Here is a 12,304-nt window from a genome sequence, read left to right as displayed (position 1 = left end):
ACTCAGCTGTCGGCCGCCTGTTTGTGGAGACCAGCCGCAAGGGCGGCCGACAGTGCCAGAGCACAGGCGGCGGTCATGCCGACGAGTACCTTGACTGCGGCCATCCCGGTGGCGATGTCGGTGCCGAGGACGATCACCGCGGCAACGGCCAGGGTGATCAGGCCGATCCAGATGAGCAGCGCCGCCCGCTTCTCCTGCTGGGCGATCGCGGCGTACACGACCAGTTGCAGTACGGCGTACGCGGAGCCGGCCAGGGCGAACATCCACGCGTACGAGCCGAGCGCGGCGTACTTCTCCTTGCCGCCGGCCACGGTCACCACCAGGTCGGGGAGCAGGAGCGCGCCGAGTACGCAGCAGACGCCGAGCGCGGCGACAGCCTGGATGGCCCGGCGGAGTCGCAGGGTGTCGCCGGGGGCGTTCGCCAGCGAGGGGAAGACGATCACGATGACGAACTGCGGCAGGAACAGGCACGCCTTCGCCACGATCACGCCGGCCGCGTAGTACCCGCTGTCCTGGCCGTCGAGCAGCGAGCGCGCCAGGAGCACGTCGGCGTTGGCGATGGCGAAGAACGCGAGCAGGGTGTGCGTGCCGTGCACGGTCTCTCGCAGGCTCTCCTTGACCTGCTCGGGCGTACCGCCGGTGGAGCCGCGCAGCAGGAAGCTTCCCAGTAGCGGCGGTACCGCGGCGCCTATGGCGATGCCGACCATGGCCGACGTCAGGCTCGGGTGGATCATCAGGGCCCCGGCGCCGAAGAAGAACCGCCCGACACCGACCGCGGTGTACATGGCAGCGAGTTCGGTCCAGCTCTGGCCACCCTGGAGCACGCCCAGTTGCGACCCCATCACTGTCAGCCCGGCCAGGGTCGGCGCGATGAGGAGAACCGCGACCACCGAGTCGATGTGCAGCAGCCAGACCAGCAGCGGGGTGGCGACCACGGTCACGGCGCCGATACCGAGGGCGGCGCGGCGTCCCGCCTTCAGCAACGAGTCCGCCAGCGCCGCCTGACCCGGGCCGGTGTGGGTGGCGATCCGGCGGGCGCCGGAGGCCTGCAGGCCCAGCGGTACCACGTTGCCGATCAGCAGCAGGCCGAGCAGAGCGATCACGGCGCTGAACTGCTCCGGCACTAGCTTGTGGACCGCAAACAAGGTGAAACCGTAGGCCGCGACGTTCATGATGGCCATGCCGACAGCCACTGCCGTCGCGCTGCGCAGGAAGCTCACCTTCGGCGCGGCGGGTTGCTGCTCGGGAGTCGTATCAGACGTCATGCGGCTTCTGTTCTGCTGGCGGTTCGGGAGAAGACAGATAGGTTGCTGGCACAGTACTGGGAGGAGGAGGGCGTGGAGGGGGGATCCAGCCGGCTGGCGCGGCTGCTGCCGTGGGCCTGGCCGGTACTGCTCACCGTGCTGATCACCGCGCCGCTGCTCGCTCCCGGATTCGTGGTCGACTACGACCTGGTGTTCGTGCCGGACCTCACGCTACGGCTTAATCTGTTCGGTGTCACAACCGCCTTGCCGCGCGCCGTCCCGTCGGACGTCATCGTCGCGCTACTGGATGAGGTCACCGGCGGGGAGTTGCTGAACAAGCTCGTCCTGGTGGCCATCCCGCTTCTCAGCGGACTGGGGATGACCGCACTCTGGCGGGAGTTGCGCCTGGGTGGACCGCTGGCAGGCGCCGCCGCGGTCACGCTCTACGTCTGGAACCCGTTCGTCGCCGAGCGTTTCCGGCTCGGTGCCTGGGCCCTGCTGCTCGGGTACGCCGCCCTGCCGTGGCTGGTCCGTGCCGCCCTGAGATTGCGTCGTGGGGAGGGCTGGGCCGGCTTCCTCTTGGCCTCGGCGGGCTGCGCCCTGACCGCTTCGGGTGGAGTCACGGGCCTACTTGTGGCTGCCTTGATCCTGCTCTGGCCGGGTCGCGGACGCGTGTGGCCTCTAGGCGGCGCGGCACTCCTGAACGCGCCCTGGCTGGTAGCCGGCCTAGCCCGTACTGCGGCCGCCACGTCCGATCCTGCGGCAGTTCCTGCGTTCGCAGCGCGGGATGAAGGCTATGGGGGAGTGCTGCCCACTCTGCTCACGCTGGGCGGGGTGTGGAACGTGGACGTGGTTCCAACCAGTCGCGGCGACCTGATCCCCCTTCTGCTCGGCTTTGGCCTGCTCCTGCTCTCCGTGGTTGGAGTAGTCATCTGGTGCCGGCGCGATCGGCTGGGGCTGGCTCTGGTGGTGGCCGCGGTAGTGGCGGTTTGCCTAGGCATGGTCGGCGCTGTGGCTCCGGATGCCATCGCCTGGGCGGTCGGGGAGGTACCGGGTGCCGGGTTGTTCCGGGATGGGCAGCGCTACCTCGGGCCGTTGGTTCTGCTGGAGGCTATTGGTTTCGGAGCCGCCGTGGCCGCGCTGCTGCGCGTAGTACCGGTGAAATGCGTGGTGGGGGCGACCGCGGCGCTGGTACCGATCGTGGCGCTGCCGGGGTTGGCCGCCGGCGGTGGGCTCAAGGTTTCGCAGTACCCGGCCGAGTGGGTGCTCGCGCGGCAGGTGCTCGCCGCGGACAATCGCCCGGGGGAGTTCATCCCGTGGCCGTTCGAGTCCTATCGAGCGCCTGCTTGGAATGCCCGGCGCCCTGTGCTCGATCCGATGCCGCGGTACTTCTCCCAGCCGTCGATCGTGCCGGACGAGCTGATCGTCGGCGGGCACCGGTTGGCAGGCGAGGATCCCCGGGCCACCGCGATCGCGACGGCGCTGCGCGACGCAGTACGGACAGGTGCCGATCCGACGCCGACGCTGTTGCAGCAGGGCGTCGGGTGGCTGGTGGTCGACCGTGAGGCCGGTGGGCCGTCGCCGCGCGAGCTGATCCCGCAGGTGACCGAGGAGTTCAGCGGTTCGAGTGTCATCATCTACCGGCTGGAGGGGACGCCCGCGGAACAAGGCGATCGGCCCTGGGCGGTCGTGCTGGTGCTGGCGGCCTGGGCGGCGGCCGGAGCCGTGCTGCTGGCCGCCGCGGGGGGAGCGATCGCGAGATTGAGGCCCGCTCGTTCCAGCCTCTAGCGAAGTTACTGGCCGGTTGTTACTATCCGGTTTCCTGTCTAGGAGGGGACACGCTTCATGGGAACACTGCTCACTGCTGCGATCGCTGTATTCGCCGGCATGGCCGTCGCTACGGGTGCCGTCGTCGGGGTCGTCCAGACGGTGAAGGAAGATCCGGCGCCGCCGCCCGGCGCCAGCCAGGGCCAGGCGGACGTGCCGATCGTCAACTACGGCGACAAGTAACCGCCGGTCAGCTCCGCAGAGGCCGGTCAGCGTCCGACGCTGGCCGGCCCTTCTGCTGCCATCTGACCGTCTGCTCCAACCTGACCGTCTGCTGCTACCTGACCGATGAGAACGCGGTCGAAACCGCGGACGGTCGCCGACCAGGTGAAGTTCCCGGCCGTGGCCAGCGCCTGGGCTGACAACCGGCGGCGAAGTTCCTTCTCCTCCAGCAGCGCGGCGACCGCGGCGTGGTACTCGGCCTCGGTGTCGACCAGCAGGCCGGTGGCGTCGTGCTGGACGGACTCGGTCGGTCCACCGGCACTGCGATAGGCGACGGTCGGTACGCCGTGCCCTGCCGCCTCGCCGACGACCAGTCCCCAGCCCTCCTTGAGGCTGGGCAGCGCCAGCACCCAGGCCTCGTCGTACGCCGCGTGCTTGTCCGCCTCGCTGACGTGGCCGCGGAACTCCACGGCGTCCTCCAGGCCCCGCTCGGCGACGTACTCGCGCAGCGAGTCCTCCCACCAGCCGGAGCCGACGACGACCAGTCGTGCGTTCGGCAGCGTCGTCCTCGCTGCCGCGACGGCATCGACCGCGTGCTCGATCTGCTTGTGCGGCACGATCCGTCCGACACAGACGACAGTGGGCTCAGCGGCCTGCGGCAGCTGCCGGGGCGGGGCCGGGTCGGTGCCGTTGTGCACGACGTCGACCCGCGCCGCATCCACGCCGAGCGCGAGGAGTTCGTCCCGCGAGGCCGACGACACCGTGACGTACCGGCAGTCGCGGTACAGCCAGGGAGCCACTCGGGACTCCAGCCACCACCCGAGCCGTCCCTTCCAGCCCGGGTAGACCACCTGCCATTGCTCCTGGTGGACGTGGTGAACGAGCACGACAACCCCGGTACGACGTACGAGGCGGGTAAAGAATGGGAGCCCGTTCTGCACGTCGATCACGTGGTCGGGACGGTGCAGCAAGGTGTGCAGCAGGCCGCGGAGGTACACCGTCACCTTGGAGCCGCGGTAGACGTAGCGGACGTCGTCGCGCCGGGCCTCTCGGGGACTGCCGGGGTAGGCGGCGCAGAGCACGGTGACGGACCAGCCCATCGCCGCAAGGCCTCTTGCGACCTCCTCCACGTAGCGTTCGGATCCGCCGCCCTCCGGGTTCGTCGTGTCCCGCCAGTTCAGCAACAGCACAGTCTGCTCGCGCACAGCAGCTGCCCCACCCTCCACTAGAGGGCGCCTCACGCCCTTTGACCGCCCCCGCGGATAAGTCGGCGAGGTTACCAGGGAGTAACGATGTCCGCCAGACCTCGGGAAATCAGTTAGGGTCCGCCTGTGTCCGAAGCGATTCCGAGCTCCATGACCACCGCTGCCTGGACGGCCGACCTCGGCCGCGCCGTGCGGTTGTTCAAGGCGTTCGGCGTCGAGCAGACCGACCCCGATCTCTTCTACGGAACGCTGGCGGCCGACTCGGCCGGCCAGTTGTCGGCGTACGCCGATCTGCGCGGCGCGACCATGCTCGACGTGGGCGGCGGCCCCGGATACTTCGCCGACGCGTTCCGCGCCGCGGGTGCGACCTACTACGCGATCGACTCCGATCTCGGCGAACTCAGCGGTCGCGGCGAACCCGTGCCGGGCACCGTCCTCGGCAGCGGCATGGCCTTGCCGGTGGGCGATGGCAAGGTCGACATCTGCTTCTCCTCGAACGTGCTCGAGCACGTGCCCGACCCCTGGCTGATGGCCGACGAGATGGTCCGGGTCACTCGGCCGGGCGGCACGATCTTCTTGTCGTACACGGGTTGGTGGGGCCCGCACGGCGGACACGAGACGGCGCCCTGGCACTACCTGGGCGGACACCGGGCCGCCCGTCGGTACGAGCGGCTGCAGGGCAAACCGCCGAAGAACAAGTTCGGCGAATCGCTCTTCCCGATCACCGTGGCCGGCGGACTGCGTTGGGCCCGGGCATGCACCGACGCGGAACTGGTCGCCGCCCTGCCGCGCTACCACCCGCGCTGGGCGTACGGCGTACTGGCTGTGCCTGGGGTACGGGAGTTCGCGACCTGGAACCTCGTCCTGGTGCTCCGGCGTCGATGAAGCCGGTCAGCAAAGAGAAGGTGATCTGGCGAGCTCGGCTGGTCCTCGGCTGCCTCGTCCTGATCGCCCTGGCATTCCACCAAGCGCCCGGCAAGATCGTGCCGGACACCAAGCTCGACCTCACCGCGGGACCTGCCGGCTTCCTCGCCCGGTCCCTGCATCTGTGGGATCCGCAGGGTGCGTTCGGCCAGTTGCAGAACCAGGCGTACGGCTACCTGCTGCCGATGGGTCCGTTCCACTGGTTCCTCGACACCCTGTCCGTGCCCGATTGGGTCACCCAGCGGCTGTGGTGGTCGCTGGTCATGTGCGTGGCCTTCCTCGGTGTCTGGAAGCTCTGTGGCGCTCTCGGCTACGGCGCTCCCTGGGCCCGGTTCACGGTCGCCCTGTTCTACGCGCTGAGCCCACGGATGCTGGGCGAGGTGGCGATCACCTCGATCGAGGTGTGGCCGCTAGCGATGGCTCCCTGGGTACTCCTGCCGCTGGTGATTCCCGGGGCGCGTTCAGGCTGGTGGCGGATCGGCTGGTCGGCCGTGGCGTTCGGCCTGGTCGGGGGAGTGAACGCTGTCGCGACCGGCGCCACCTTGGTGCTGCCGGCCCTGTGGCTCGTCACCCGGCGGCTGGACCGGACGACGGTGAAGGTCGCGGTCGGTTGGCTCGGCTGTGTCATCGCTGTCTCGTTCTGGTGGCTGGTGCCGCTGGGGATGTTGGGGCGCTACAGCCCGCCGTTCCTCGACTGGATCGAGAACGCTTCCGTGACCACCCGTACGGCCAGCGTCTTCGAGGCCTTCCGTGGCACCTCGCAGTGGCTGAACTTCCTGTCGACCGGTGACGGACCCACCTGGCCCGCTGGCTGGCTGTACGTCACCCAGTCGACGCTGATCCTCACGACCGCGGCGATCGCCTTGCTGGGCCTGGTGGGTCTCGCGATGGGCACGCTGAAGCACCGCGGCTTCCTCCAGCTCTCCGTGGTCGTCGGCCTGTTGCTGGTGACCCTGGGCCACGCGGGAGCAGCCGGTTCGCCGCTGGCTCCGCAGCTGCAGGATCTCCTGGACGGTCCGCTCGCCGCTCTGCGGAACACTCACAAGTTCGAGTTGGTGGTGCGACTGCCGCTCGCCCTGGCCGGGGCACACGCCTTGACCCGCTTGACCAGTTGGAGCCTGGCCCGTGGCGTTCACCGCCGGATCGTGCCGGTCGTGGCGGCCTGCCTGATCCTCTCGGTGGCCACGCCTGCGCTCTTCGGGCAGATGCCGAGGCCCGAGGGCTATGAGGCAATGCCCGGACATTGGAAGGAAGCGGCCACCTGGCTGGACAGTCAGCCGACCAGCGGCAGCGTGCTCGTAGTACCGGCTGCTTCGTTCGGGGACTTCACCTGGGGCTCCACCAAGGACGAGCCGTTCCAGGCCCTGCTGAAGCGCCCGATGGCCGTGCGGGACGCAGTACCGCTGGGCTCGGCCGGTGCTACCCGCTGGCTGGACGAGGTCGAGCGGCGACTGGGCTCGGGCGTGGGCGGCGAAACCCTGCAGCAGGCGTTGGCCCGAGCAGGGGTCAAGTACGTCGTCGTACGGAACGACCTGCGCAACGACGCCCAGGTGAACCCCACTCTGGCGGTCCACGAGAGCCTGGACGACTCCGGCATCAAACGTGTCGCGCACTTCGGTCCGCCGACGGGTAGCTCCATCGAGCAGCCCGGAGTGACGTTGGACGAGCGGACCCGATTGCCCTACCCGAGCGTCGAGATCTTCGACGTCGGCGAGGTCAGCCCAGCGCGACTGGTTCCGCAGTCGCAGCTGGTAGAGGTTCGGGGAGCTCCGGAGGACGTACCGGCGGTTCTCACCGCGCTGGGCGGCGATCGCGAGGCAGTGACGAGCACGGATGCCGCTGGGCTCGGGCCGCTCCCGCTGGTCCAGACAGACGGCATGCAGCGCCGGGAAGTGACCGTGGGCAGGGCCGCCGACAACGTCTCGCCTGTCCTGACCGCGACCGACCCGGGCAGACAGGGACGACGAGCCCTCGACTACGCGGTCGATCCCAACGCAGTCAGTACTACGAGGGCCTGGGCGGGCGGAGTCGTCGACGTCCGGGCATCCAGCTCGGCGGCCGACGCGAACGCGACACTCCGGCTGGGACCGGGCAACGGGCCGGCCGCGGCGGTCGACGGTGATCCGTCGACGCGCTGGGTGTCAGGATCCTTCGGCCGGAGCAGTGGGGAATGGCTCGAGCTGAGGTTCGCCGACCCGCGGTCGGTGGAGGACCTGAAGGTCCAGTTCTCCCTGGCCGCTCCGACGACGGAACCGATCCGGACGTTGAAGGTGGAGACCGACGCCGGGTCCCTGACGGCCGCGGTGCAGGACTCGGACCAGCCACAGCGCATTCCCACCCCGGCCGGGAACACCCAGCGGCTGCGGATCACCGTCGGCGTGACGGACGGGAAGAATCCCAACGGCGTCTCGATCGCCGAGCTGTCGCTGCCCGGGTTGACCCCGGTCAGCCGGCTGGTGGTGCCGTCTGGACCGGATCGGCAGCCGGACGCGCTGGTGTTCCGCAACCAGCAGATCGGGCGGTCAGCCTGCCTGCATGCCGCGGCCCGGCCGCTGTGCCGAGCCGGCTTCGCGAGGGACTCCGAAGAAGCCGCCGGTCTGCTGCGCAGCGTCCAGTTGCCCGGCGCCGCGGAGTACCAGGTGCGGGGGACCGCCCTGCCGAAGGACGGCGTCGCGCTGGAACGGCTGCTGGAGCTTCCGGGCGCCGTCACCGCCACGGCGTCCTCGCGCGCGGTCACGGCGCCCGAGGGACGCCCGGGTGCCGCGGTCGATCGTGATCTCGGCACCGGCTGGATCGCGGCGCCGGACGACCTGAACCCCACCCTGACCCTGAAGTTGCCGCAGGCAAGGACAGTGCAGGGCCTGCAGTTCCTCAGCGACCAGTACCTGGCGGCCTCCCGGCCGACCGTGGTTTCGGTCCGGCTGGACGGCGGCGCGCCGATCCGGCGCTCGATCACCTCGGACGGGTTCGTGACGTTCCCCGGCCCGGTCAAGCTGGTGCGGTCGATCGAACTGACCTTCGCGTCGATCGCCGACGTGATCGACGTGGACTCGGCCACCGGACTCACCCGGCGCCTGCCGGTCGGCGTCACCGACCTTCGCATCCTGGGCGCCGACGACGTTCGCAAGGCGCTGAACCCGGCGGGGGCGACTGGATCGGAGTGCGGTTTCGGCCCGTCGATCCGGGTCGACGGCGTACCGGTCGCCACCCGGCTGACGGCGACCATCAAGGACGTCCTGCAACGGCGCCCGGTCAGCTTCACCACCTGCAAGGGCGAGGCAGTCCCGTTGCAGGCCGGTCGGCACTCGATTGACGTCCTGGCCAGCCCAAACTTCGTGCCGGTCGAGCTGAAGCTGACCAGGAAGGCCTTCGCCGCGGCGGCCGTCACACCGTTGAAGCGGATCGAGGTCTGGCGACCGGAGCCGACCCGGATGACGATGGAGGTCGGGCAGACGGTCGAGAAGTCGGTGCTCACGGTCGCGCAGAACTTCAACGTGGGCTGGGAGGCCTACGACAGCAGCGGTCAGAAGTTGGTGCCGATCCGGGTCGGCGGCTGGCAGCAGGGCTGGTTGCTCCCGGCCGGGCCGGAGCAGGTGGTCATCGCCTCTTTCACGCCGGATCAGGACTATCGGGCCGGTCTACTCGGTGGCTTGGTGGCGTTCGCGAGTGTGATCGCGCTGGCGGTCTTCTCCCGCTGGCAGACCAGGAAGTTCAGGCACCGGCTGAAAGAGGCGCCCCGGCTGCCTTTCTGGGCGGTCACTGCAGTGGCAGTCGCGGCCGGCGCCTTCATGTCGGGCTGGACGGGCCTGGGCGCGGCTGTGCTAGCCGCAGGACTCGCTTGGTTCCTTGACGGTCGCAGGATCGTGTTGATCGCGATCGTCACCGGAGCTGTCCTGCTGGGAACCCTGGTGGCGGCGGCTCAGCCCTGGCCGGACGGAGGAGCGGGCCTGACCTCCGGGGTGGTCCAGGCGTCGGTCTTGTTCGGCTGTGCGCTGGCCCTGCTGTCCAAGCCGACAGGGGAGACGTCGTAGTTCTTGTCGCGTCGTCCCCGCCGCATCACGGGCCGTTCCAGCAAGTAGTAGCTCGCGGTAGCCACTGCTGTGGTGAGGACGACAGTCGGCCAGAACAGGACCGCGAAGTGCCCCTCGAACAACTCCAGGCCGAGGCCCTGATGGACCAGGCTCAACACGATCAGGTGATACACGAACGTGCCGTAGGAGATGTCGCCGGCGACGTGCCCCACCTTCCCACCCAGTACTGCGCTGATCCGCGCCGTCGGCGTGATCGCCGGGAACACCACACAGGCCGCGATCACGGTATGGAGCAGGCTCTTCACGAAGGCCTGGCCCGGGCTCGGCGCACTCAGGTTGAACGGCCCGGCGAGCGGGGTGGCGGCGATCAGGAACAGCGCGATCCCGACACCCCAGACCGTGCCGGGGATCTTGGTCAGGCTGTCGAGCACGGACGGACCGAGCCGCCCACTGCTGCGAGCCACCTGCCAGAGCGCGAACCCCATGCCAACGGCGAACCAGCCGATGTACCCGGGCAGCCAGAGCCCGGCCAGCGGATTCCCGGTCGCCGAAATGCCCGCCATCCACACCGGTCCCAGAACAGCGAGCCCGACCAGTACTGCGAGCCGCCACCGCACCGCACGACGAGTGGGCCGCTCATAGCTGGTGAGCAGCTTGGCCAGCAATGGCAGCAGCAGGTAGAACGTCACCTCGGTCGACAGACTCCACAGCTGCGTCAGACCATGGGCCGGCGGTGAATCGACGTAGATCTGGGTGAAAGTGGCGTGCCGCAGGTATGACACCCAGGAGACGGCCCGGTCGTTCGGGACCAGCAAAGCGGCAAGCACTACCGCGACCCAGAGCGCGGGCAGGATCCGCAAGGCCCGGTTGCGCAGGTACGGCAACACCCGCGGCGGCTCGGTCTCCTCGAACCAGGCGACGACGTGCGGCCGGTACAGCAGGAACCCCGAGATCGCGAAGAAGATGGCGACGCCGATGTCCAGCCGGGACAGCACGCCGGCGAACGGGCCGTTCAGCGCGTCGCCGCTCTGGAAACCGACGTGCGTGGTCACGATGGCCAGTGCGCCGATCGCGCGCAGGCCGTCCAGCGCCGGGAATCTCGTGCGTCTCATCCAGTCACCCCCGGGAGGCCGATGTCGATTCCACCGAGGCAGACGGTCGCCGACGGGTCGGTGGTGCTCACCCGGACCGAGGTGGCCCGAATCAGGTCAGACGGACCGTAGTACATCGTGCCGAGAGCGGCGGCCGGCCAGGCTGCGGCTGGTTCGGGCATCGGGGCGGACCGGCCGTCGGCGTCGACCAGTTCGACCCGCAACCGGGTCTCCGTGCTCGACACATAGCCGATCTTGGCGAACCAGCGGGCCTCGTCCGACAGTGACGACTTGAGCGGCAGGGTCGCCGAGGCGACTCCCCGCAGGGTCAACCCGCAGTTGGGCGGTGGAGTGGCTGTCGACCAGGTGACCAGCTCCGCCGGTCGGAGCCGGCCGCTGTCGTCCACGAACCGCGGCGCACTTCCTGGGCCCTGCAGCTCAAAGGGGATCCCGGCCATGCGGAGTACGGGGGACAGGCGGTTGTCAGTGGCCAGCGTGGTCGAGATCTGGCCCGGCATGGTGACGTCCCACAGGTTCACCGTCGGCCCGGCGGCCTCGAGTTCGCCAGTCACCGTGGCGAAGTACGGACCGGCTGGGTTCTTGCCCCACAGCTTGGCGAATCCCACGTCCGATACGACGATGCCGACGATCCAGGCGACCAGGCAAGCTCCGGCCACGGCCGGTGCCAGCCGGGCGAGACTGACACGGGGACGAGCGGAGCGGGCCGACAGGACCACGGCCAGCGTCAAGGCGATCGAGAGGTCGGACCAGTAGTGGTAGTGCAGGACGAAGACCGCTCCGAACACCTCGAACCGCGCGTACGAGACCAGGATCAGGGTGACCAGCACATAGACGATGACCGAGCCCCACAGCCACAACGCCCGCCGGTCCATCCGCCACGCCACCAGCAGCAGGAACACCGCGACCCCCGCACCGAGGACGACCGCGCCGGCCGGTGCGTCCGCCAGCCCGAACGGCACCGCGACCGTACTCCACTGCCATGGTCCACCGACCAGCGCTCCCACCGGTACCGCGACCGCGTGGCCGGCCAGTTCGACCAGCTGGCCGAAGCTCGGAAAGTCCCGCTCGGTCGGTCGGCCGTGAGTCAGGTACACAACGCCGAAGGCGATCACCGGGACCGCGAGAGCGGCCGCGAACGGCCGGCTCTGGCGAAGCCAAGGGCGCAGCGGAAGCTTGCGCAGGTAGAGCGCGAGGGCGAGCGCGGTGATCAGGACCAGACCCGACTTCTCCCAGCAGGCCAACGAGATCAGCACCGAAAGGGGGCCATAGGCAACCGCTCGGCGGCGGTGGCCGGAGTACCAGTCGAGGGTCGCGTGCAGCAGCAACAAGCCGAAGACGTGGGCGGGCAGATTGTTCACCGCACTCGACAGCGACATGAACGACGGCATGCTCAGCGGGGTCAGGGCATAGAGCGCGGTGCCGGTGACCACCCACCAGCTCGAGCCCAGCAGCCGGAGCAGCAGGAAGCCCATCAGGGCGATCGCCAGCGCCTGCATGACGACCCGCCAGCCGACGGTGAAGTCGTAGCTCAGCGGTGCCAGTTGCGCGAACACGGCGTAGACGAAGCGCAGTCCCGGCGCGATGTGATCGTTCAACGGGGTCAGCAACTCGTTCGGCGCGAAGCCCCGATCGCCCTGGACCAGGAAGTCGAGGTCGTCGCTCAGCCAGGAACCGCGCCGCGCGAGCAGCCCGAGAACGACCGACTGCACGGCCGCGACGGCCAGCACGACGACCCGCAGTACGCGGTCGTCGGGCGCCGCGCGAAGTCGGTTGGGCGCCCCCCAGATCCCGGTCATGTC

The 12,304-nt window shown here is 69.4% G+C and carries 8 protein-coding genes; 4 read left to right on the top strand and 4 right to left on the bottom strand.

Annotated elements, in window-relative coordinates; translation table 11 throughout:
* Nucleotides 1–2: 2 nt before the first annotated feature.
* Nucleotides 3–1,265: a lipopolysaccharide biosynthesis protein gene (locus ABD255_RS39095; protein WP_344221866.1), complete on the bottom strand. Its 1,263-nt coding sequence runs from the start codon at nt 1,263–1,265 to the stop codon at nt 3–5.
* Nucleotides 1,266–1,337: 72 nt separating this feature from the next.
* On the opposite strand from ABD255_RS39095, the gene ABD255_RS39090 reads away from it, so the two are divergent.
* On the top strand, nt 1,338–3,032 hold the full coding sequence (locus tag ABD255_RS39090; protein ID WP_344221865.1) for an MmpA family trehalose lipid delivery protein: 1,695 nt from the start codon (nt 1,338–1,340) through the stop codon (nt 3,030–3,032).
* A 57-nt stretch (nt 3,033–3,089) separates the two neighbouring features.
* Complete coding sequence (locus ABD255_RS39085) at nt 3,090–3,254, top strand: DUF2613 family protein (RefSeq protein ID WP_344221864.1); 165 nt, start codon at nt 3,090–3,092, stop codon at nt 3,252–3,254.
* A gap of 26 nt (nt 3,255–3,280) precedes the next feature.
* Here the strand turns inward: ABD255_RS39085 and ABD255_RS39080 are convergent, their stop codons facing one another.
* Nucleotides 3,281–4,438, bottom strand: a complete 1,158-nt coding sequence (locus ABD255_RS39080; RefSeq protein WP_344221863.1) for a glycosyltransferase family 4 protein — start codon at nt 4,436–4,438, stop codon at nt 3,281–3,283.
* A 150-nt stretch (nt 4,439–4,588) separates the two neighbouring features.
* On the opposite strand from ABD255_RS39080, the gene ABD255_RS39075 reads away from it, so the two are divergent.
* Both ABD255_RS39075 and ABD255_RS39070 read left to right on the top strand, forming a co-directional pair.
* Complete coding sequence (locus tag ABD255_RS39075) at nt 4,589–5,323, top strand: class I SAM-dependent methyltransferase (RefSeq protein ID WP_344221862.1); 735 nt, start codon at nt 4,589–4,591, stop codon at nt 5,321–5,323.
* Nucleotides 5,320–9,393, top strand: coding sequence for an alpha-(1->3)-arabinofuranosyltransferase (locus ABD255_RS39070; protein ID WP_344221860.1), 4,074 nt, complete (start codon nt 5,320–5,322; stop codon nt 9,391–9,393). The genes ABD255_RS39075 and ABD255_RS39070 overlap by 4 nt, the downstream gene beginning before the upstream one ends.
* Here ABD255_RS39070 and ABD255_RS39065 read toward each other — a convergent pair.
* Nucleotides 9,282–10,505: an acyltransferase family protein gene (locus ABD255_RS39065; protein WP_344221859.1), complete on the bottom strand. Its 1,224-nt coding sequence runs from the start codon at nt 10,503–10,505 to the stop codon at nt 9,282–9,284. The genes ABD255_RS39070 and ABD255_RS39065 overlap by 112 nt on opposite strands.
* On the bottom strand, nt 10,502–12,301 hold the full coding sequence (locus ABD255_RS39060) for a hypothetical protein (protein WP_344221858.1): 1,800 nt from the start codon (nt 12,299–12,301) through the stop codon (nt 10,502–10,504). The genes ABD255_RS39065 and ABD255_RS39060 overlap by 4 nt, the downstream gene beginning before the upstream one ends.
* Nucleotides 12,302–12,304: the final 3 nt, after the last annotated feature.

The sequence above is a fragment of the Kribbella sancticallisti genome (assembly GCF_039530625.1).
GTDB classification, from domain to species: Bacteria; Actinomycetota; Actinomycetes; order Propionibacteriales; family Kribbellaceae; genus Kribbella; species Kribbella sancticallisti.
The sequence above is the reverse complement of the archived record's forward strand: the minus strand, read 5'-3'. Positions and strand labels throughout refer to the sequence as shown.

Coding starts and splice junctions, on each gene's coding strand:
- ABD255_RS39075 (WP_344221862.1), top strand. CDS start 4,589: ATGACCACCGCTGCCTGGACGGCCGACCTCGGCCGCGCCGTGCGGTTG.
- ABD255_RS39060 (WP_344221858.1), bottom strand. CDS start 12,301: ATGACCGGGATCTGGGGGGCGCCCAACCGACTTCGCGCGGCGCCCGAC.
- ABD255_RS39085 (WP_344221864.1), top strand. CDS start 3,090: ATGGGAACACTGCTCACTGCTGCGATCGCTGTATTCGCCGGCATGGCC.
- ABD255_RS39070 (WP_344221860.1), top strand. CDS start 5,320: ATGAAGCCGGTCAGCAAAGAGAAGGTGATCTGGCGAGCTCGGCTGGTC.
- ABD255_RS39065 (WP_344221859.1), bottom strand. CDS start 10,505: ATGAGACGCACGAGATTCCCGGCGCTGGACGGCCTGCGCGCGATCGGC.
- ABD255_RS39095 (WP_344221866.1), bottom strand. CDS start 1,265: ATGACGTCTGATACGACTCCCGAGCAGCAACCCGCCGCGCCGAAGGTG.